This window comes from Hymenobacter volaticus, assembly GCF_022921055.1.
GTDB classification, from domain to species: Bacteria; Bacteroidota; Bacteroidia; order Cytophagales; family Hymenobacteraceae; genus Hymenobacter; species Hymenobacter volaticus.
Genome location: NZ_CP095061.1, coordinates 446,218 through 466,697 on the forward strand (window position 1 = coordinate 446,218; position 20,480 = coordinate 466,697).

Below are 20,480 nucleotides of genomic sequence, written 5' to 3' on the forward strand. Positions count from 1 at the left end.
CCGGTTCTATGAGAAAGCTTATTCATTCGTACCTGTTGCGCTTGTGGCTGCCACTAGTATTATGGACCCTAAGTGCATCGGCAACGGTAGCTGCTCCAACTCTGGATGGCTTGTGGAAAGGTCCGCTTAAAATGCCTGGTGGGCAGTTGGAAGTGGTTTTTCGACTCGTCAGTCTCACTGGGGGCTCGTACTTTGCTACCCTGGACGTGCCCATGCAAAAAGTTAGCCGTATGCCTGTGCAGGTAGAAGTGCGAAACGACACTGTGGTCTTTGCCGCTGAAGAAGCTGGGAGCCGTTTCATTGGTCGCGTCGCGCCCGATGGCAAACATGTGGCGGGCACTTGGCGTCAGCCAGGCTTCGAGTCCGCCTTAACACTCACTTTCTCCCAGCTACTATCGACACGGCGCCCAAAGCCCGTCTAACCCCGCCTTATCGGGAAGAGGAAGTCATGTATACCAATACTCCTTAAACCTGCGGCTCGGGGGAATGCTTACGGTTCCTGCCGGTCCGGGACCTTTTCCAGCCGTCGTGCTGGTATCGGATACGGGGCCTCACGACCGGAATGCCACTGCCGGCGAATATCAGCCTATGGGCGCATTGGCCGACCACCTCACTCGGCGCGGCGTAGCCGTGTTGCGCTTCGACGACCGGGGTGTAGGAGCTTCCGCCGGCGACCTGACCAATGCCAGCATTGCTGATTTAACAACCGATATACAAGCCGGAATGAACTTCCTGCGTACCCGCCCCGAAATCGACGTAACGCGTATTGGGCTGATTGGGCATGGAGAAGGGGGGAATGTAGCGTTGCTGGCTGCTGCTCAGCCATTGCCTCCTGCGTTTGTAGTAGCTCTAGCTGCATACGGTCTGCCCGGCAATACTATTATTTTGCAACAGCAAAAGGCCTTGCTCCGCGCTATTGGTGTTCAAGAGCCTGAGGTAGTTGCATTCAGTAAGTATCAGCAGGAAATGCAGGAAGTAGTGCGCCAGACACCAGACTCGAAAAAAGCCCGGGAAGCGCTTGTAAAGTTGATGCGACAAAATGATGCTAGTTTAGATACTACCACCGCTAAAAACCGCGCCGCCGAGTTGACTTCATTTCGGTACCGTTATTTCCTTGATTTCAACCCCGTCACTCGTCTTAGCGAAGTGAAGTGTCCTGTACTACTGCTTAACGGAACCGTTGATCAAAATGTAGCTGCCGATGCAAACTTGAGTGCTCTAGCTAAGGCCTTAGGTACCAACCGCGACGTGACTAGCAAGAAATTGCCAGGCGTAAATCACCAATTCCAGGGCGACCCTGCGGAGTGGGCCTTAGTAAATGGCCAACCGCGCGAAACCTTTTCAGCTGCTGCTTTGGAACTCATTCGAAGCTGGATAGCTGTCCGAGCCCAGGTGAAATAACCTCTATTCAATAAGCGCAAACACCGTCGGGCCCGGTACCATGCACTATGTGGCATGGTACCGGGCCCGACGGTGTTTGCGCTATATATAGCCAACCTCTAGTGCTTGACTGCGTAAGCGCTTCAAATCTTCCTTTCCCCCACTTAACCACTCAAACGCCTTTTGTTATGAAAAAGACTCTTTTCTCGGCCTTAGCTCTGACAGCCATCTTCACCTCGTCTTGTAACGACCTAAAGAAGCCTCAAGAGAAAGATGAGCCCCAGGAAGCCACCACTGATACAGCAGTAGTATATCGTAAAGGAGCTTCTGTAGCTGATGCTGCCGCTGGTGCCGCCAATTCGGTAGATGCCGCTTGGGACATGACCAAAGCCAAATTAGCTGATGTGAAATACGAGGAAATCGATTTGCCTGAAATTTCGGTTCGTGGCGACGACAAGTACAGCGTATATGGCTTGGAAGAAACGGTTCTATTTGATACCGACAAGGCCACGATCAAGCCAACCGCTACGCGTGCCCTGTCTGAAATAGGAGGTTCAATTGGTCGTCGTTACGGTAAAAGCCAAGTTCGCGTTATGGGATTCGCTGACTCGCGCGGCGACAAAAATTACAATAAAGAGCTAAGCGCCCAGCGCGCAGAAGCTGTAAAAAACTGGCTTACTTCCAACGCCAGCATTGGCGCCGATCGTATCAGTATAGAACCAATGGGTGAGTCGGCTCCCGTCGCTAGTAATGCTACTCCCGAAGGACGTCAGCAAAACCGGCGTGTTGAAATTGCTGTCATTAAATAATAGAATAAGTCAATAATGACTGGTGAGTAGCATTGTATGCTTGCACTTAGTTAGTGACACAAAACAAGAAAGGCCCACTTCCATAAGGAGTGGGCCTTTCTTGTTTATAAAATTATCGAGTGGTAGCTATAGAGATAATTATCTGATAGCTAGGGTATAAGATTAGTCCTTGATTTGGTCTACTTCTGCTTTGATCATGGCATTGTAGCGCTGGCCATTGCTGGCGAGAGTCAGCAGGCTCCAGCCTTTGCCCATAGTGTAGCTCCAAGTCCGGCTTTCCTTGAACTCGAAGGTTGGACGCATGATTTGACCATAAGGCGTATAAGTGTCCATAAAGTTGGTGGTGTAGAACTTGTCACCGCTTACAATCCACTCCATAGCGACAAAGAATCCTTCTGTAGGCGCTTCAATGTTGTAGGGTGTTAAGTCGATAGTGTACCAGTCGCCACCTTTGGGAGCCGAAACCACCACGTTTTCAGTGAGAATATCGGTATTAGGCGAGTTGTAGTTTCCATCAGCCTTGTAGAGACGCACCCGGAAAGGCTCACGGGGGAAGCCGTTTTCCCCGATGTAGAACGAAACTGAGCGCACGTTGCCGAGCTTCTTGTTTTTATCGTTCTTCACGAAGAAGGCGTACTGGCTACCTGGCATACCTTGAATCATGCCTTCGCCCGGTGCAGCAGCTTTCGAGCCAAGAGACAAATCTTTAACTTTGCCACCTTTCACTGTTACGTTGGCCAATTCGACAACGCGTTTTGGCACTTCAATGATAAGGTCGGCAAGGTTAGCGTTGCCACGTTTCACGAGTACAGCCATGCGCTTGTAGCCCAAGGCTAATACAATAAGTGAGTCTTGAGCATTTTTCTCTGGCATTGCCATCTGGAAAAAGCCATACTCATTGGTAAGAGCACCGGTCTGTTCCTCTTTCAAGCCAATAGAGGCAAAAGGGATGGGCTCTTTCGTCTTTTGGTCGACAATGCGACCGGACAGACGATTCTCCTGGGCCATGCCCAGCGCCGGTAACAGCAAAAGAAAGGTGACGAAAGCAAGTACGCGTTGGAGCATATGTTATCAGGCTAGTGTTATATCCCAAAAGTAAAATGATAAAGCCGAATTTCGGTACGTTTTCTTAAAATATTTATAAAAATGCAATTGTGAAAAGGAATATTTATAAGGCTGAGGTAGAGTGATTCTAGTAATTGAGTTGACTTGGGCGAAACCTAAATGGGTTGTACCTTTGTTTAAAGTAAGTCTAAATAACTCTGCTGCCGTGTCTGCTCGCTCCGCTTCCGCCCAAACTGTTGTTGCTCCTCGGAGTGTGAAAGATCTACGTTTAGGTGAGAGCGGCACAATCTGCTGCCTGAAGGACCCGGAAATGGCGCTCAAACTGTTGGAAATGGGATGTATTCCGGGCACACTGGTACGGCTTAACAGTCGGGCGCCTTTAGGCTGCCCTATTACACTAGTGGTAGGCGAGGCAGCCGATTACACCTTATCGCTGCGGGTGAGTGAAGCAGCTACTATCTTATTGAAGGAGTAACCGCGCATGAGTAGTGCCGGAATTCGTATCGCACCTGCTGGGGCGGCTGCTTCGGCCGCCACATTGGAAGCCACTGGTGCGGCGTCACGTAGCCTCACGCGAATAGCGCTGATTGGTAATCCTAATTCAGGCAAAACGTCGCTTTTCAATCAGCTCACGGGGCTCAACCAGAAAGTCGGCAATTTTCCCGGCGTGACGGTAGACCGTAAAACCGGCGTAAGCCAGCTTACGCCGCAGCACCGCGCGGAAATCATCGATTTGCCGGGCACATACTCGCTCTATCCTAAAAGTCTAGATGAGAAGGTAATAACTGATCTGCTCTACGATCGGGCTTCGGCGCAGTATCCGGACTTCGTGGTAGTGACGGCCGATGCCAGCAACTTGCGGCGTAATTTGCTGCTGTTTACACAGCTTGCTGACTTAGGTCTGCCTTTAGTGCTCGCGCTGAACATGATGGATGTGGCTGCTCAGCACGGTATTAATATCGATCTGGAAGCATTGCAGCAAGAGCTGGGCGTGCCCATTATTCCGATGAATGCCCGCAAAGGCATTGGGGTAGCGGCGCTCAAAATTGTGATGGCGCAACAACTCGATGCTGGCACCAACCGGTTTTATGAGCCTGATGAGTCGCTGCTGCCTATGCTGCGGCAGATTCGGTACTACTTCAACCTGCACAACGACTATCTGGCGCTGCATTACGCGCACCAGTTTCGCCACATCAGTTTCCTGAGTGCTGATGACAAGGCGTATATAGGGGAGCTTGTCGCTAAATATAACTTCGAGCCTACTCCTCGGCAAGCACAGGAAACCATTGACCGTTACAGTCGCATCAATGAATTGCTGCTGGATGCTGTGTCGGTGACGCGCACTGAAAAAGCCGAGCCGTATAGCAACCGCATCGACCGAGTGCTAACTCACCGTGTGTGGGGCTACTTGATTTTTCTGTTGATTTTGTTTTTGCTGTTTCAGGCGGTGTTTTCTTGGGCCAGTTATCCAATGGAACTCATTGACCAAGGTGTAGCCTGGATTAATGGCTTGATCCAATCGAATTTCAATGGGCCCCTTATCAGCCTACTGACAGAAGGAGTGCTGGCGGGCCTAGGCGGCGTGCTAATTTTCATTCCGCAGATTGCTTTGCTGTTTGCTTTCATCGCTGTGCTAGAAGAAACTGGCTATATGGCGCGAGTTACGTTCATGATGGACCGCATCATGCGTAAGTTCGGGTTGAATGGTAAGAGCGTTGTACCCCTAATTTCAGGTATGGCGTGCGCCGTGCCGGCCATCATGAGTGCCCGTACTATCGAGAACCGTAAGGACCGGATGATTACCATCTTCGTCACGCCGCTGATGAGCTGTTCAGCTCGAATTCCGGTATACACGGTACTTATCGGTTTGGTGGTGCCCGATCAGCCGGTGCTCGGCGTGTTTAATTTGCGGGGGTAGCATTAATGGGTCTATACCTACTAGGTTTTGTATCGGCAGTTGGGTCGGCGTGGGTGCTGAAGCTGTTCATGAAGACCAAGGAGCGGAGTTACTTCATCATGGAGTTCCCGGTGTACCGCTGGCCGCGTTGGAAAAATGTGGGCTTGACTATCGTTGAAAAGGTGAAAGCCTTTGTCTTCCAGGCTGGCAAGGTTATCGTGGCCATTTCGGTGATACTGTGGGTACTGGCTTCTTATGGTCCCGGCAATGCTCTGGAGCAAGCTGAACAGCGGGCCCGTACAAGTGCCACCGCACAACGTATGAGCGAGCCAGAAACCGAGTCTCATGTTGCTTCCGAAAAGCTGGAATCTTCTTATGCGGGGCAGTTCGGCCACCTAATTGAGCCTGCTATTCGCCCACTCGGTTTCGACTGGAAGATCGGAATCTCGCTGCTGACTTCGTTTGCCGCACGCGAGGTGTTTGTGGGCACTATGTCAACCATTTATAGCGTGGGGCAGGATGCCAACGAGCTAACAGTACAGCAAAAGCTGGCCGCCGAAAAAGGGCCGGATGGGCAGCCGTTCTTCACCCCGGCTCGCGCGGGTTCTTTGCTAGTCTTCTACGTGTTTGCCATGCAGTGCATGAGCACTTTGGCCACTACTTACCGCGAGACCAAAGGCTGGGCCTGGCCGTTGCTCCAGCTTTTCTACATGACTGGATTGGCCTACGTGGCTTCGCTGTTGGTATATCAGCTATTGAAATAACCTACAGCTTCCAGTCTATCGGCCTACCAAGAATACAGCAGGCTGCTTGTGAATTTCAGGCAGCCCGGCTTTTTTCCAGCCGGCTATTGTGTTGGTGCGCACATATTCGTTGGGAGCCGTGAGGCTAGCAGCAATGCACAAACGAGTAGCCGAGTGCAACTGGCTTAGCAAATCTTCCAGCAACTGCATGTTGCGGTAAGGTGTCTCGATGAAAAGCTGGGTTTGATGCTGGGCTAATGCTAGCTTTTCCAACTGCTTGATTGCAGCCGCTCGCCGACTTCGGTCGATAGGCAAGTAGCCATGAAACGTGAAACTCTGCCCGTTCATGCCCGAAGCCATAAGGGCCAGCAGTAAGCTGCTCGGCCCCACCAGCGGCACCACCCGAATACCAAGCGTATGTGCTGCCCGTGCTAACTCGGCCCCAGGGTCGGCAATGCCGGGGCAGCCAGCTTCCGAAATGACTCCCGCATCCTGTCCGGCTAGTACTAGCTTTAGAGCCGCCTGTATTTGCGCTTCAGTACTGTCTTTATCAATAACGCTGATGCGCAGATCCTCAATTACCTGGGCGGGTGCTACACTTTTGATGAAACGCCGAGCGGTACGGGCATTTTCCACCAAGAAATACGACAACGCAGCTACATGCGCAGCAATCTGTGGCGGCAGCACCTGCGGAGCCGTTTCGTCGGCCAGAATGGTAGGAATCAGATAGAGAATGCCGGGCTTCAAGTTGAATCAAGTGTTGAGCATGGAGTAAGTACTAGCAAGCCAAGCGCACGGTCGCCTAGAAAAGCAGCAACACGTTGTGGCAAATAGCACGCTGGAAAGTAGGCAGCAACTAGCTTTTGGCAAATGCCTGCACTAGTTCAAACACCTCGTCTGGCTTTTCGGCGTGCACCCAATGGCCAGCGTCCACTATGGTTTCCACTTGGGAGTTGGGAAACAAGGCCGGGATATCGTAGAGTTTGTCTTCAGCGGTAACATAATCAGACTTGCCACCGCGAATAAAGAGTGCTGGCTTTAAGAAAGGCGTCAAGCTACTGATTTCGGCTCCGATGTGCGTTAAGTTCTCAGTGAGAGCACTCAGATTCTGTCGCCAAGCAAAAGAATTGTCTTCCTGACGGTAAAGATTCTTGAGTAAAAACTGCCGTACTCCGGGTTGGGGATATGAACAGCCAGTGCCTCATCGGCCTGTTGCCGGCTTTCGAGAACGTTGAGGTTCACGGCATTCAAGCCCGCAACTATTTCGTCTTGGTGCGCCATGTCGGAAAACCGGGGGGCAATGTCTACTACTACTAGGCGAGCCAATCGGTTGGGGTGGTCGAGGGCGAAACGCATGGCTACCTTGCCGCCCATGCTATGGCCGAGCAACGTAGCGTTGTCCCCTAGTTGTAGGCTGTCGAATAAGGCCAGCACGTCGTCGCTCATCAATTCATACGTATGCTCGGGCGTGTGAAAAGAGCGGCCATGATTGCGCAAATCAACGCTTATAACACGAAGCCCTGCGTCGGCCCAACGGCGGGCTAAGGTTTGCCAGTTGTCGAGGGTGCCGAAGAGGCCATGCAGAACTACTAGGGGAGCGCCTTGGCCTATTTCGCGGTGATGGAGGTACATAGTAGAAGCAGAAAGAGCGAGCAAAGGTCGGGAGTAGCGGGCACATCTGCGCGCAATCAGCAGCTAGTTGCTAGCTAATGCGGCAGTTCAGCCTGCACTACAGTTTCGGGGCCGAGTGTGCTATCGATGGCAATTACGTCACCTATGCACTCAGTAAAAGTTGTTGAGAACATCAACTTCCTGCGCCCATACTACTCGAGCCGCATTGAGGTCATAGCCTTGTGACGGTCTTCTATGACCGGATGGTGCAAAATAGATATTGGCAAGTTTCTAGTCGGGTATTGCGTAGGAAATCGGCTAGTGGAGTCAGTTTTAGCAGTAAAGAAGTTATAGTCAGTATCTGTCCGTTGTGTAAATGCAGCTGAACATACTCATAACTGCTCCAGAACAGACTTCGGGAAGTACAGCGGGCATATATCACCCTGTCTATGTCGGCTCGGGTGAAGGGCAGCCGCTGTCCATCCTGATATACCTCCAAAACGTTTTGTTTGGGCTCGAATAGTAGCTCGGTATCGTGGTTGTGCAAGTAATAGTGTAGATGGAGCAGAAAAGCAGGACCGGCAAAGCCCAACACCAGTGCCGAAATCAGTATCAACAGCACTAGTTCATAGGTTGATAAAGTGCCGGCAAACAGAAACGATACAAGGAAAGGCAGGCCCACGCTCAAACAAAGCAGTGGCCAAAACAGTAAGGCTACTTGCCGCTGAAATGTAACTCGGTACATTTTGCGGCGGCTTCCAAATAAGCCCGTAATAAGTCGTAGCCCCACAATAAGGGCTACGACAACGGCCCCGAACTCCAGCAGAGGCCGCAACAGCGAAATAGTCTTCACTGCCTACCGCACCTGAATCCAGGCTTCGTCGGGCTGATGGGCACGTAGCACGCCAAACGGCTCCAATGCCAACCCGTGCTGCTTGAAAACGGCCTGTACTTCTTCTCGGCCAGTTGGCTCGACGCACACGAGTAAACCACCCGAAGTTTGCGGATCACAAAGCCACGCCCGCTGCTCGTCGGTGATCGTGCCAATCTTGTGGCCGTAGGAATCCCAGTTGCGTACTGTGCCACCCGGAATGGCCTTTTGCGCTCGGTACGATTCAGCTTCGGGAATAAGCGGGACGGCGCTAAATTCCACTTCGGCCGTGAGGTTGCTGCCTTCGCAAACTTCCGAAAGGTGCCCGAGTAAGCCGAACCCAGTCACGTCGGTCATAGCGCGTACGGCGGCTAGCTTGCCTAAGTCGGCGCCTATTTTGTTGAGTTGCATCATGCTGCGCGGGGCAATGGCTTCGTCTTCGGGCCGCAGGATGCCACGCTTTTGGGCCGTAGTCAGCATGCCAACACCTAGCGGCTTGGTGAGGTATAATTCGCAGCCAGCAGTGGCCGTGTCGTTTTGCTTAAGGTTTTCAATGGCCAACATCCCCGTTACAGCCAGTCCAAAAATGGGCTCCGGCGAATCGATGCTGTGGCCACCGGCCAGCGGAATGCCGGCTTCCTGGCAGATGCTGCGGCTGCCCTCAATTACACGGCGCGCCACTTCGGGAGCCAACTTGTCGATAGGCCAACCCAGCACAGCAATGGCCATAACCGGTCGGCCACCCATGGCATACACATCAGAAATAGCATTGGCCGAGGCAATGCGCCCAAAATCATACGCATCATCGACAATGGGCATGAAGAAGTCGGTGGTGCTGATGATGGCCTGGCCGCCCCCGATATCGTACACGGCGGCATCGTCGCGGGAAGAGTTGCCAACCAAGAGCTTGTCGTCGTGGGGTTGCGGAATGCTGGTGTGCAGAATCTGGTCGAGCACCTTGGGCGCAATTTTGCAGCCGCAGCCGGCCCCGTGGCTGTATTGCGTAAGGCGAATCTGGTCGGTGGTCTCGGTGGTCATTGGTGGTGTAGTAGTAAAGTAGCAAACAATTGAAGCCGCTACAGCTTCCAAGCCGCGTGCTGCAACACAACACGGTACCCATCGGGATCCTCGAATGTGGTACCGTGTTGGTCCCAATACGGATTATACGCCGGTACTGGCTTGAAACCTGCGGCTTCCATACGTTGGGTAGCCGCCTGCCAGTCGGGCAGGTTGGGTAAGTAGAACACCAGCAGATGGTCGGAAGTTGGCGCCCGACCTACGTGGTGGCCGGGTTGGTGCGTGAATTCCAGGTGATAAGGTGCCTGTGGGTGGCCGAGCATCACCCCATCAAACCCGTTGTGCGCGGTGAACGAAGCTAGTTCTACCAATCCTAGTCCGTCGCGGTAGAAGCGCAGTAGCTCCGGTAAATTGTCGGTAGGGCGGGCAACGCGCAGCTTAGGTACCACTGGAAGGTGTATTGGAGGAAACTGAAGAAAATAAGTTGGCGTGTTGCACGGCCACTTTTACTAATTGTGCATTCACGGCAGCGTCGCAAGTATCGGAAGGCACGCGGATGGCCTTGCGGCCCGTAAGACCGTGGTTATAGGTCTTGTCGTAATAATCTAGCACCAAACTCACCATCTTCTCCATATCATCCTCGCCGATAGCCGATAACGCCTCTTTGGTAGCGAGGCCGCCTAGGCGTTTGCGAATTCGTAGGATTGATGTAGCCAGAGCGCCTGGGTCTTCGCGGCCATATTCTTCGGCTAGCTTGCGTACCCGCACAGCCCGCGGGATTTCCAGCACTACCAACGACGCCTCGCTCATCTGCCGAAATAGGGGTGGCGGCACATGAATACCGCCAATCGTGCGGCTTTCATCTTCCAGCCAAATGGGAGTTTCAGATGAAAGCTGTGCCAAGGCCGCAGCTAAGTCATTTTCGAACTGTTCTTGAGTGGGCTGAGGTGGCAAACCGATGCTGCCAAACGCCGAGCCCTTATGACTAGCCAGCCCTTCCAGATCCACTACTGGCTCGCCTAAGCCAGCCAACTCGTGCAGTACATCGGTTTTGCCAGAGCCTGTGAGGCCACCCAGCACAAGCAGCGGCCGAGCCTCGGCAAACTGAGCCAGTACCCATTGTCGATAGTCTTTATAGCCTTTGTTAAGCAAGTGCACTTTAAAGCCTGCTAACTCTAGTAGCCACTGCACCGCCCCACTGCGCATGCCACCGCGCCAGCAATGCACCCGCACTTCTTTCCCGGAGCCAGCTTGGAAGCCACCTTCACCATTTGACTCATTTTCGGCCCAAACAAGTCTAAGCCGAGTAGTACGGCTTTGTCTTGGCTAGCCTGCTTATAGGTGGTGCCGATGCGGGCCCGTTCCTCGTCGGTAAAGAGAGGGAAGCTAAGCGCACCCGGTATATGGCCCTGACTGTACTCTATTGGAGCACGCACATCCAAGACGGGTGTGTTTTCGGGCCTTGTAGGAATTCGGAGAGAGGCAAACGGGACATAGGATCAACAACTAGGTAGGATGAGCTAAGGAGGAGCACATCTTGCTCATACTTTTATTGATCCTTTACGCCAATTGACGCCGATAGAGTTGAATTGTGTTTTCGAGGCCTAAGTAAAGTGCATCGCAGACCAAGGCGTGCCCGATGCTCACTTCCGCCAGCCCAGACATGTTTCGATGCAGATACGCCAGGTTGTCGAGGTCGAGGTCATGGCCCGCATTGACGCCGAGGCCAAGCTGATGCGCTAAGTCGGCGGCCGTACGATAGGGGAGGAGGGCGGCCTCTGGGTCGTGGTGATACTGGCGGGCGTAGTCTTCGGTGTACAACTCAATCCGGTCGGTGCCAGTGCCAACAGCGGCCTTCACCATTTCTAGGTTCGGATCCAGAAAAATGCTAACCCGGCAGCCCAATGCCTTTAGTTCCTGCACAATACCCATCAAATAGATTTGATGCTTTACGGTATCCCAGCCGGCATTCGACGTAATGGCATCGGGTGCGTCGGGCACCAGGGTTACTTGTTCTGGACGCACTTCGCGCACTAGGTTCAGAAAATCGGGAGTTGGGTTGCCCTCTATGTTTAATTCGGTGGTAACAATAGGTTTTAAGTCGCGGACGTCTTGGTAGCGGATGTGGCGCTCATCGGGCCGCGGGTGTACCGTAATCCCTTGCGCTCCAAACCGTTCACAGTCGCGCGCTACCTGCAGAAGGTCAGGACGGTTATGGCCGCGGGCATTCCGCAGGGTAGCTATTTTATTTATGTTTACGCTAAGCTTGGTCATGTTAAGGTGTTTCTGACGGAGTGGCCTGGAAGAAACCAAAGATACAACTCCGAGCTACGCGCCCTGTTTTACAAGTATGCTTCTGATGACTCGGGTTATCGTTTCGCAAAGTTGCCGACTGAACACAAACTAGCTACCTGCTTACGATGCCTCATGGCTGTGTCTAGCCATGGCTTCCGTTGCATCACTTAAAAACACGTAATCTTGCATTCTCATTTCCTCTGAATTATGGCTCTGAAAGAAACAATCGACGCAGATATCAAGAAGGCCATGCTGGCCAAAGACAAAACTCGTCTTACTACTCTGCGCAGCATCAAGTCCCAAATTATGTTGGCTGAAACAGCGGAAGGGCAGCACGGTGCATCCCTCACTTCCGATGCCGAAGTCAAGCTCTTAACGAAAGCCGCCAAGCAGCGCCGCGAAGCCGCTGAAACCTATAACAAACAGTTTCGCTCCGACCTCGAAGAAGTGGAACTAGCCGAACTAGCCATCATCGAAGAGTATCTGCCTCAGCAGCTCAGCGAAGCCGATCTGGTGGAGCAACTAGTCAGCATCATCCAGCGCGTAGGAGCTACCGGCCCTTCGGATTTAGGCAAAGTAATGGGCGTAGCAGCCCGTGAGCTAGCCGGTAAGGCCGACGGCCGAATGATTTCGCAAGTGGTAAACAACCTGCTCAACAACACGAATGTGTAAGCAGTGGAGGTGCTAGAAACGAAATGATGGCCGAGCAACTTGCTGCCTTTGTCTTTTTGCTTCTAGCGCCTTTACTCTAGCTTTTCCGTTTATGTCCGCTTTCGATATTCTGTTGCTGATTCCATTGGGCATAGGAGCCGTCAAAGGCTTTCAGCGGGGGCTTGTATTAGAAATAGCGTCGTTGTTGGCGTTTGTTTTGGGGGCGGTAGGCGGCCTAGCTCTTCTAAGCGATGCTATTCCGTTGGTACGCCACTATGTAGGAGAAGCCTTTGGGTTACTGCCACTTGTGGCGTTCCTGCTGGTGTTTGCTGCCATTGTATGGGGCGTACACTTACTGGGCAGTTTCGTGAAGAAAGCGGTGCATCTCACGCCCTTAGGTGTTCTCGACAACTTAGGTGGCGGCGCAGTCGGCGTCCTGAAGTGGGTGTTAGGCTTGAGCTTGCTGCTGCACGGAATCGGCTTATCGGGGTTGCAACTCATTTCGCCTACCCTTGTTGCTAGTTCGCAAGTGCTGCCCGTCGTGCGCCAGGCTACTCCCTTCGCGCTGGAAGTTGTTGGCTTCGTTATGCCTTTCGCCAGCACGCTGCTAACGAAGCTACGCACAGTGTTTTAGCGAACAAAGGGGTAGTCGAGCGAAGATACGTTTTCCTGAAAGGGGCTGTGCAGGAACTCTAAGAGGCTTTGCCAGCTTACTTCAGCTACTGACTTACTGCCATGACGCGCCTGCTGCTGCTCGACAACTTCGATTCTTTCACTTACAACTTGCTGGATTACTTTCAGCAACTGGGGTGCGAGGTGCAGATCGTGCGCAACGATGTGCCACTGGCCCAACTAGAGGAGTTGAAATTTGATGCGTTGGTTTTGTCGCCGGGACCTGGTACGCCAGCAGCAGCCGGCAACCTGATGGCAGTTATTGCCGCTTGGCATCAACGTGTTCCAATGCTCGGAGTATGTCTGGGGCATCAGGCCTTAGCCGAATTTTTCGGGGCTACTGTGACCCGTGCGGCCCGGCCCATGCATGGCAAAGTATCGGAAATGGAGGTGGCAGCTACTGAATGGCTGTTTCATGAACTGCCACGGCAGATGCCCGTCACGCGTTACCATTCACTGGTAGTAACTGATTTGCCTCCTGTGCTGCACCCGTTGGCGTACACCGCCGACGCAGCCCACGAAATCATGGCGCTGCGTCATACTACCTTGCCGCTGGTGGGCGTTCAGTTCCACCCCGAAGCGCTGCTCACCACCCACGGCCTCTCGATGCTGCGCAATTGGGTTCGGTATTGTATCATTGTAGAAGAGGGTCCGGTGACGAATACCACATCGGTTACCCACTAAAAAGATGGAATTGCAAATCAAAGAACGCAACGAATTTCAGTACGTCGATGAAGGTGCCGGTCCGGTACTGCTGCTATTGCACGGTCTTTTTGGGGCCCTTAGCAATTGGCAAGACGTAGTAGAGCACTTCCGCCCCGACTACCGCGTTATCATTCCGCTGCTGCCCATCTATGAGATGCCGCTCACGCAGGCGGGCGTGCCGGGCTTGGTGAAGTATGTAGAGGAATTTGTGGCGGCCATTCACCTGACGGAATCCTGTACGGTGCTCGGTAATTCGTTGGGCGGCCATGTAGGGCTCGAATACACGTTGCGGAATCCGACGCGGGTAAATCGGCTGGTGCTCACCGGCAGCAGCGGCCTGTTCGAGGATACCATGGGCGGCTCTTTCCCCAAGCGTGGCAACTATGGCTATGTGCAGGAACGAGTAGCGTACACTTTCTACGATCCTGCCGTGGCCACCAAAGAACTAGTAGACGAAGTGTTCGACGTTACCAACTCCAACGCCAAGTGCCTGCGCATCATTTCTATTGCTAGGTCAGCTCAGCGCCATAATCTCGGCAAGGAGTTAGGTCGGATTCGGGTGCCAACCTTATTGGTTTGGGGGCTCAATGATACCATTACTCCGCCGGTGGTGGCACACGAGTTTCATCATCTCATCCGCAATTCCGAGTTGCGTTTTCTCGACCATTGTGGCCACGCGCCCATGATGGAGCGCCCTCGGGAATTTAATGTGTTGCTAAGTCAGTTTTTGCGCCGTACCGAGAAGGAAGCGGTAGCTGCGAGCTGAGAGTAAAACGCTCATGCAGAAGGAAGTATAGAGGCCACTCAAACAAAAGCAACCTCTGCGGCTTAGGTGGTCTCTTTAGATTACTGGCTCTTCGGTGTAAGCCGTTGAAAACTTTTTTGTATATCTGTGGCTTCTCAAACTCCAAGTTTGTTGCCGCTCCGTATTTATTGATGTTGTGACTTGTGGTCGCAACTAGGTGTTTCAGTTTTCGCAACCCTAACCCGCCCGCCTGGTTTTATTTTAGTCGTTTAATTCCTCATATCCGCCGATGCATTCGATGATTGCCGAAGACTTGCTCAACCAGATGATTCCGCCCTTGAAGGTGTCGGATACCGTCGGGAAAGCGGCCAAATGGCTGGAGGAATTCCACGTTGGCCAATTGCCCGTACTAGACAACCGAGCCTACCGGGGCCTAATCACGGGGGCCGATTTAGCTGATGCTGAACAAGCCGAGAGAAATAATCAGCTACTAAGTGACCTTTCGTTGAATTATGCCGATGTGCACGTGCAGCACGATCAGCACTTCTACAGCGTCATGGAAATAGCTATTCAAAATAAGATTCAGCTTGTTCCTGTTCTCGACGACCAGCGGGAATATATGGGCGTAGTAACCGTTAGTGATACCCTAGCCGCTTTCGGTCAGACGCCTATTGCTCCTGGACAGGGAGCAGTGATTGTGCTTTCTATGGAAGAGCGCGACTATTCCTTGGGGACTATCAGTCGATACATAGAAGAGAACAACGCCAAAGTGCTGAGTGCCCACGTAGCGCAAGACGAACACGACCCCTACCGTATTCGTCTCACTCTGAAGGTGAACACTCCTTCCCTTACTCGTATTGCTGCTACCTTGGAGCGCTTTGGCTATGCCATTACAGCGCAGTTCAATGGCGTAGCCGAGGTAGGCGAGAACGAACAGGAGCGGTACGATGCGCTGCTCAGATACCTAAGCCTGTAAGCGGCAACCGGGTGCACACACGAGCTTTTTTGATTTGGGTGGTACTTTTCTTTGCTACCGCTACAGTTCGTGCTGTTCCTGCTTTAGCTCTCTCTTCTCTTGGTGCCAACCGCTCATCCTTTCCCGATACCTTACAGGCACTTGTAGCGTGTCCTGGCTACATTACCCTTCGGGTAGGCGCAATAGTTTTTGTGGGAAATGAAGTAACCAAAGAGCGTACTCTCCGGGCCGAATTAGATTTCGGCGAGGGGGACACGCTGCAGGCTTCTACCCTTGCAACTCGGATTGAAGCAAATCGCCGCCGGCTCTTCAATCTACAGTTGTTTCACCAAGTACTGTGCGAGGTAGCTTGTCATGATGGCAGCATGACCGTTCTCTTCAGCGTGAAAGAGCGTTGGTACACGTTCCCGGTTCCTATCCTCTCCATTGCTGATCGTAACTTTCGTGCCTGGGCCGATCGTTCCGACCGTTGGCGTCGGGTTGACTATGGCGTACACTTGACGCGTCGAAATTTTCGGGGACGCAATGAAAATCTGCTGGCGAACTTACAGTTAGGCTTCAACCGCAAGTACGAGTTGTTCTATGAAGCACCCGGCTATGGCCGTCGGCGCCGAGTAGGCGTGGGAGCGGGTTTCTCTTACTATCGTGCTCGGGCTCTCGATTATGCCACGGTGCATGACCGGCTTGTTACTTTTCGCCCTCAAGATGGCTTCCCAATCGAGCGGCGCTACGTTACGGCAGGGTTGCGTTGGCGCAAAACGGTACGCTTGCTTGCTGCCTTCGATGTCAGCTATCATCAAGAGGCAATTACTGATTCCGTAAATCACCTCAATCCCGACTACTACCTTGGCCGTACCCGCCGGGAGTATTTGGACTTTAGTTTAAGCGGTGTTCTTAATCAACGCAATACATTCGCTTATCCGCTCAGTGGTCGATACCTACAAGCCCAAGTGGTGTACCGCAGCTTCATTACAGAGGCTCCTTCGCAGCTACTAACGCGAGTTCGTTACGCCCGCTATGTGCCACTTGGTGGGAAGTTCTACTACAGTGGTGCTGTACAGGGCCAGATGCGCTTTAGTAAGCGCTTCTCCTACGCCGACAATCGAGCACTTGGCTATGACGTGCTAGTGCGAGGTTATGACCCGTACGTAGTGGATGGTCGACATTATGCATTGGCGCAACAAGGCATCTCCTACCGTCTCTTCGATGCAGGCCAAGTGCAACTAGATGGGATACCTAATCCTAAGGTCAACACCATTCCGCTCGTACTCTATTTGAATACCTTTATCGATGCAGGTTACGTAAGCACGCCTTCGGTTGTGGCGAGCAACCAGTTGCCTGGCCGCTTGCTTGCTTCTGCCGGGCTTGCAATGCATCTGGTAACGTATTACGACCGAGTTTTTACTTTCGAATACACTCGTACCCGGCGGGGCCAAGGAGGCTTCTTTTTCCGTTCCCAATTTCCCATTTGATATAGTGTCTGCTGTACGCAGATTAAGATTCTGTTATGAAAATTGCCATTCTAGGGAAACCCTTTGACGATGCAAGTTTGCCTTTTGTGCAGAATCTGCTTGATGATCTAGCCAGTCGCCAGACAGACATTCTTGTAGTCAAATCTTTTCATGATTACTTAACCCAACGGCTCAACTTGCCCGCCGGCGTTTCCACTTTCACCCGGGATGACTCGTTGCGGGGCGTGCAGTTCGTCCTCAGCATAGGCGGCGATGGTACCTTGCTCGACACCGTTACCTATGTGGGTAGCCTACAGATACCTATACTCGGTATTCACACAGGCCGGCTCGGGTTCTTAGCCACCGTTACTCCCGACCGTATCGCGCAAGCCATGGATGCGCTTTTCAAAGGCCATTTCGTCTTGGAAGATCGGAGCTTAATCCGAGTGGAAACCGATCCAGATGCTTTTGGTGGTATCAACTTTGGGCTCAATGAGTTCAGTATCCTCAAGCGTGATACTTCCTCCATGATTGTGGTCCACACCTATATCGATGGAGAATACTTGAACTCCTACTGGGCCGATGGTCTGGTAGTAGCCACTCCAACTGGGTCTACTGGGTACTCTCTCAGTTGTGGTGGACCAGTGATGCTACCACAGACAAACAATTTTATCATTGCTCCCGTATGCCCTCACAATCTCAACGTGCGTCCTATTATCGTGTCGGATCGCAGTGTGATTTCATTTGAAATTGAGGGGAGGAGCAATCAATTTTTGCTTTCCCTTGATTCACGTTCAGTAGCGGTTGATGCGGGGGTGCAAATTGCAGTTAGACGAGAGAGCTTTTCTGTGCGCTTAGTAAAATTCAATCATGTTAATTTCCTAAGTACTCTGCGTAGCAAGTTAAACTGGGGGCTAGATCGGCGAAATCCGGCTGGAATTCCAGTTTGACAGATATACTTTTTCTGCTATTTGTTTTTTTAGTTCCCTATATCTTCTACTTTTGTTGCTGACTGTTACTGTGTTTCCTCCAGATCAGACTCCTACTTTCGCTATTACTAACTTTCGCTCCAATATGAAGCAGTTTTTCAATTACACTCTTACGTTGCTGTTGGCTTCGCTGCTAGTAGCACCTGCGGCGGATGCGCAGCAGTTCACGAAGCGGAAGCAGTATAATTCAGTCGGCGTAACGCTGACAGCTATGAACTATTTCGGTGATATTACTCCTAAGCCTAGCATTCCAAGCTTACGTTTCGGTGCCACCCGCCCCAATCTTGGCGTTACTTTCACGCACCGCTTTACTCCGCGTATCTCTGGTCGTGGAGGTTTGAGCTATGGTCGTATTACGGGCAGCGACGCTAAAGCCGCTGATCAGAATGACGCTGATGCTAAGTTTCGCTACAACCGGAACATGAATTTCCGCAATGATATTGCCGAACTCTCCGCAGTAGCTATTTTTGACCTGATTCCTAACCGGAACAACTACATCAAGCGTCCGGATCTTGTGCCTTACTTGTTTGCTGGCCTTGCAGGTTATGCAGGCAATCCAAAAGGGTTGGACAACAATGACAACTATGTAGCGTTGCAGCCTTTGAAAACTGAAGGCAAAGATTACAACAGAGCTGGCATTGCTATTCCTTTTGGCGCTGGAGCACGCTATAAGCTCAACAAAAGCTTTGATCTAGGTTTTGAAATTGGTTTTCGTAAGACGTTTAATGACTACCTTGACGACGTAAGCGACAAATACGTAGCTAACCGTAGCAGCCTGACATCTACCGCAGCTCAATATTTCGGATGGGATATTACTGGCGGCGCGGGTGCTGGCCTAGATGGGACTTGGAATGAGAACAACCAGTCCGGTTACCAACGTGGCAAAAATAACGAGGATGATTGGTACGTTCAAGCTGGGTTCACGCTCAACTACATTCTTGCCCCGCGCGTTAAAAGCCCCAAATTCCGCTAACCAGTCTGTGCTGGTTGGCATTCATTCACAACCAGTATAATGACGAAAGCGAATCTCTCCAAAACACTCCTTGTTTGCTTGGTGCAAACAGGGAGTGTTTTTTTTGCCCATTCAGTGTCAGCCCAATACACCAGTGAAATTGGGGTAGGGTTGGGTGGACTTGTGTACAAAGGTGAATTATCCCCGAGCTATCAGTTCAAGAATAATCGTCCGGCTATTACAGCATTTTATCGCAGAGATATTTCTGCGCCTATCACGTTGCGTGGGGCCCTCTTGGCAGGATTGCTGAGAGCTGATGATGGTAATGTGAAGGGGGAGAATGGAAATGTGCCTCCGCTGCAGGCATATCGCCAGGCCAACGTGAAAGGCAGTCTATACGAGGCCTCAGCGGTATTGGAGTATAACTTTTTCGATTATCATTATCGCAAAGCGAAAATCCATTTCACTCCGTATGTCTTTGTTGGACTAGCTGGATTTCTAGCTAGCACCACAACTGCTTCTAATAATGGTGCTTTACCTGCTCTCAACCAGAAGGGAAACATGCTTGGGGTAGCAGTGCCAGCGGGCTTTGGCTTTAAATATGCTTTGTCTAATCGTTGGAACTTGGGGCTTGAAGCTGGCGCGCGTAAAGCGTTTACTGATAAGCTCGATCATATTGATGGAAAGACTAGTGGGCAGACGGATGTTGTAGGCAATCCGCACGATCAGGACTGGTATTTTTTTAACGGATTTACTATATCCTATACCTTTTACAAGATAAACTGCCCACCTCAGTACAAGGAGAATCCTAAGCTCCTTCGGTAGTTAGCCGGATTGGACAGGTTGGAATGCAACCATTTGCGTAACTTGCAGCCTCTTTACGCAAAAAGTATCCATGCCCGTTCGGTCCGAAATTGACCCAAAGAATATTCCTGCTCACGTTGCCGTGATTATGGATGGTAATGGCCGCTGGGCCAAGCAGAAGGGCGGCCTCCGCATCTTCGGGCACCAGAGTGCCATTACTGCCGTACGCGAAACTGTAGAAGTTGCCGCCGAAATGGGGGTACGCTACCTCACGCTCTATGCTTTCTCTACCGAGAACTGGTCGAGGCCGGCGCATGAGGTGACAGCATTGATGCAGTTGCTGGTACACACTATTCGGAAAGAGACTCCTACACTATTAAAGAATAGTATTCGTTTACAAGCTATAGGTCAAACCGAAAGCTTGCCGAACTCTTGTCAGCGTGAACTAGCGGAAGCAATGGAACTAACCAAAGGCGGTTCCCGGATGACGTTAGTACTAGCGCTTAGCTATAGCGGCCGTTGGGACTTAACGCAAGCTGCCCAGCGCATGGCTGCCGACGTAGCTGCTGGACAACTGCGTGCCGAGGAAGTTCAGGAAAGCACTATTGCCAAGTATCTAACTACGGCGGGTATGCCCGATCCAGAGTTACTAATTCGGACTAGCGGCGAACAACGCATCAGCAACTTTTTGCTGTGGCAACTGGCATATACTGAACTGTATATCACTGATCTATTGTGGCCTGATTTCCGTCGGGCTCATTTTGAAGAGGCTGTGCAGGCGTACCAGCGCCGTGAGCGGCGTTTTGGGAAAACGAGTGAGCAGCTAACCGTTTCGTAAGGTTTTCAA

26 protein-coding genes are annotated in these 20,480 nt (G+C 51.9%); 16 read left to right on the plus strand and 10 right to left on the minus strand.

Features of this window, described 5'->3' with window-relative positions; translation table 11 throughout:
• Positions 1–8: 8 nt before the first annotated feature.
• From MUN86_RS01875 to MUN86_RS01885, 3 genes are all read left to right on the plus strand, one after another.
• The gene (locus MUN86_RS01875) at positions 9–422 is read left to right on the plus strand and encodes a hypothetical protein (protein WP_245121069.1); all 414 of its coding nucleotides are present in this window, start codon (positions 9–11) and stop codon (positions 420–422) included.
• 49 nt (positions 423–471) lie between these two features.
• Positions 472–1,401 carry an alpha/beta hydrolase family protein gene (locus MUN86_RS01880; protein ID WP_502592238.1) on the plus strand — a complete coding sequence of 310 codons (930 nt, stop codon included), beginning with the start codon at positions 472–474 and terminating at the stop codon, positions 1,399–1,401.
• Between the two features lie 167 nt (positions 1,402–1,568).
• On the plus strand, positions 1,569–2,189 hold the full coding sequence (locus MUN86_RS01885; RefSeq protein ID WP_245121073.1) for an OmpA family protein: 621 nt from the start codon (positions 1,569–1,571) through the stop codon (positions 2,187–2,189).
• A gap of 162 nt (positions 2,190–2,351) precedes the next feature.
• Here MUN86_RS01885 and MUN86_RS01890 read toward each other — a convergent pair whose 3' ends face one another.
• Positions 2,352–3,254 (minus strand): carboxypeptidase-like regulatory domain-containing protein, encoded by a 903-nt coding sequence (locus tag MUN86_RS01890; RefSeq protein WP_245121075.1) that lies wholly within the window; start codon positions 3,252–3,254, stop codon positions 2,352–2,354.
• A 205-nt stretch (positions 3,255–3,459) separates the two neighbouring features.
• Between MUN86_RS01890 and MUN86_RS01895 the strand changes: the two genes are divergently transcribed.
• From MUN86_RS01895 to MUN86_RS32215, 3 genes are read left to right on the plus strand one after another with little or no spacing between them, the layout of a single operon-like run.
• Positions 3,460–3,729: a FeoA family protein gene (locus tag MUN86_RS01895; RefSeq protein ID WP_245121077.1), complete on the plus strand. Its 270-nt coding sequence runs from the start codon at positions 3,460–3,462 to the stop codon at positions 3,727–3,729.
• A gap of 6 nt (positions 3,730–3,735) precedes the next feature.
• Entirely contained in the window at positions 3,736–5,172 is a 1,437-nt protein-coding gene (feoB, locus tag MUN86_RS01900; RefSeq protein ID WP_375379458.1) for a ferrous iron transport protein B, read from the plus strand.
• Between the two features lie 5 nt (positions 5,173–5,177).
• On the plus strand, positions 5,178–5,915 hold the full coding sequence (locus MUN86_RS32215; RefSeq protein WP_375379459.1) for a nucleoside recognition domain-containing protein: 738 nt from the start codon (positions 5,178–5,180) through the stop codon (positions 5,913–5,915).
• 15 nt (positions 5,916–5,930) lie between these two features.
• On the opposite strand, the gene MUN86_RS01905 is transcribed toward MUN86_RS32215, so the two are convergent.
• From MUN86_RS01905 to MUN86_RS01945, 9 genes are all read right to left on the minus strand, one after another.
• Positions 5,931–6,641 (minus strand): SAM-dependent methyltransferase, encoded by a 711-nt coding sequence (locus MUN86_RS01905; RefSeq protein ID WP_245121079.1) that lies wholly within the window; start codon positions 6,639–6,641, stop codon positions 5,931–5,933.
• Between the two features lie 109 nt (positions 6,642–6,750).
• On the minus strand, positions 6,751–6,948 hold the full coding sequence (locus MUN86_RS01910; protein ID WP_375379460.1) for an alpha/beta fold hydrolase: 198 nt from the start codon (positions 6,946–6,948) through the stop codon (positions 6,751–6,753).
• A 47-nt stretch (positions 6,949–6,995) separates the two neighbouring features.
• Complete coding sequence (locus MUN86_RS01915; protein ID WP_245121081.1) at positions 6,996–7,526, minus strand: alpha/beta fold hydrolase; 531 nt, start codon at positions 7,524–7,526, stop codon at positions 6,996–6,998.
• A 232-nt stretch (positions 7,527–7,758) separates the two neighbouring features.
• Positions 7,759–8,358 (minus strand): PH domain-containing protein, encoded by a 600-nt coding sequence (locus tag MUN86_RS01920; RefSeq protein ID WP_245121083.1) that lies wholly within the window; start codon positions 8,356–8,358, stop codon positions 7,759–7,761.
• Between the two features lie 3 nt (positions 8,359–8,361).
• Positions 8,362–9,414 carry a selenide, water dikinase SelD gene (selD, locus tag MUN86_RS01925; RefSeq protein WP_245121085.1) on the minus strand — a complete coding sequence of 351 codons (1,053 nt, stop codon included), beginning with the start codon at positions 9,412–9,414 and terminating at the stop codon, positions 8,362–8,364.
• A gap of 38 nt (positions 9,415–9,452) precedes the next feature.
• Positions 9,453–9,842, minus strand: a complete 390-nt coding sequence (locus MUN86_RS01930) for a VOC family protein (RefSeq protein ID WP_245121087.1) — start codon at positions 9,840–9,842, stop codon at positions 9,453–9,455.
• A complete protein-coding gene (mnmH, locus tag MUN86_RS01935; protein WP_245121089.1) occupies positions 9,832–10,599 on the minus strand; it encodes a tRNA 2-selenouridine(34) synthase MnmH in 768 nt (255 codons plus the stop codon). Before mnmH ends, MUN86_RS01930 begins: the two co-directional genes overlap by 11 nt.
• Complete coding sequence (locus tag MUN86_RS01940) at positions 10,569–10,829, minus strand: hypothetical protein (RefSeq protein ID WP_245121091.1); 261 nt, start codon at positions 10,827–10,829, stop codon at positions 10,569–10,571. Before MUN86_RS01940 ends, mnmH begins: the two co-directional genes overlap by 31 nt.
• A gap of 124 nt (positions 10,830–10,953) precedes the next feature.
• Positions 10,954–11,667, minus strand: a complete 714-nt coding sequence (locus MUN86_RS01945) for a pyridoxine 5'-phosphate synthase (RefSeq protein ID WP_245121093.1) — start codon at positions 11,665–11,667, stop codon at positions 10,954–10,956.
• 228 nt (positions 11,668–11,895) lie between these two features.
• Here MUN86_RS01945 and MUN86_RS01950 point away from each other — a divergent pair, with 228 nt between their 5' ends.
• The 10 genes from MUN86_RS01950 to uppS all read left to right on the plus strand — a co-directional run bounded on the left by MUN86_RS01950 (position 11,896) and on the right by uppS (position 20,471).
• Positions 11,896–12,360: a GatB/YqeY domain-containing protein gene (locus MUN86_RS01950; protein WP_245121095.1), complete on the plus strand. Its 465-nt coding sequence runs from the start codon at positions 11,896–11,898 to the stop codon at positions 12,358–12,360.
• 91 nt (positions 12,361–12,451) lie between these two features.
• Complete coding sequence (locus MUN86_RS01955) at positions 12,452–12,973, plus strand: CvpA family protein (RefSeq protein WP_245121097.1); 522 nt, start codon at positions 12,452–12,454, stop codon at positions 12,971–12,973.
• Between the two features lie 101 nt (positions 12,974–13,074).
• Positions 13,075–13,695, plus strand: coding sequence for an anthranilate synthase component II (locus MUN86_RS01960; protein WP_245121099.1), 621 nt, complete (start codon positions 13,075–13,077; stop codon positions 13,693–13,695).
• A 4-nt stretch (positions 13,696–13,699) separates the two neighbouring features.
• A complete protein-coding gene (locus MUN86_RS01965) occupies positions 13,700–14,482 on the plus strand; it encodes an alpha/beta fold hydrolase (RefSeq protein WP_245121101.1) in 783 nt (260 codons plus the stop codon).
• 268 nt (positions 14,483–14,750) lie between these two features.
• A complete protein-coding gene (locus MUN86_RS01970) occupies positions 14,751–15,437 on the plus strand; it encodes a CBS domain-containing protein (protein ID WP_245121103.1) in 687 nt (228 codons plus the stop codon).
• A 38-nt stretch (positions 15,438–15,475) separates the two neighbouring features.
• Positions 15,476–16,909 carry a POTRA domain-containing protein gene (locus MUN86_RS01975; RefSeq protein WP_280640633.1) on the plus strand — a complete coding sequence of 478 codons (1,434 nt, stop codon included), beginning with the start codon at positions 15,476–15,478 and terminating at the stop codon, positions 16,907–16,909.
• A gap of 35 nt (positions 16,910–16,944) precedes the next feature.
• A complete protein-coding gene (locus MUN86_RS01980; RefSeq protein ID WP_245121106.1) occupies positions 16,945–17,838 on the plus strand; it encodes an NAD kinase in 894 nt (297 codons plus the stop codon).
• Between the two features lie 124 nt (positions 17,839–17,962).
• Entirely contained in the window at positions 17,963–18,850 is an 888-nt protein-coding gene (locus MUN86_RS01985; RefSeq protein ID WP_245121108.1) for a DUF6089 family protein, read from the plus strand.
• 39 nt (positions 18,851–18,889) lie between these two features.
• A complete protein-coding gene (gene porG, locus MUN86_RS01990) occupies positions 18,890–19,654 on the plus strand; it encodes a type IX secretion system protein PorG (RefSeq protein WP_245121110.1) in 765 nt (254 codons plus the stop codon).
• 70 nt (positions 19,655–19,724) lie between these two features.
• Entirely contained in the window at positions 19,725–20,471 is a 747-nt protein-coding gene (gene uppS / locus MUN86_RS01995) for an undecaprenyl pyrophosphate synthase (RefSeq protein WP_245121112.1), read from the plus strand.
• Positions 20,472–20,480 lie beyond the last annotated feature (9 nt).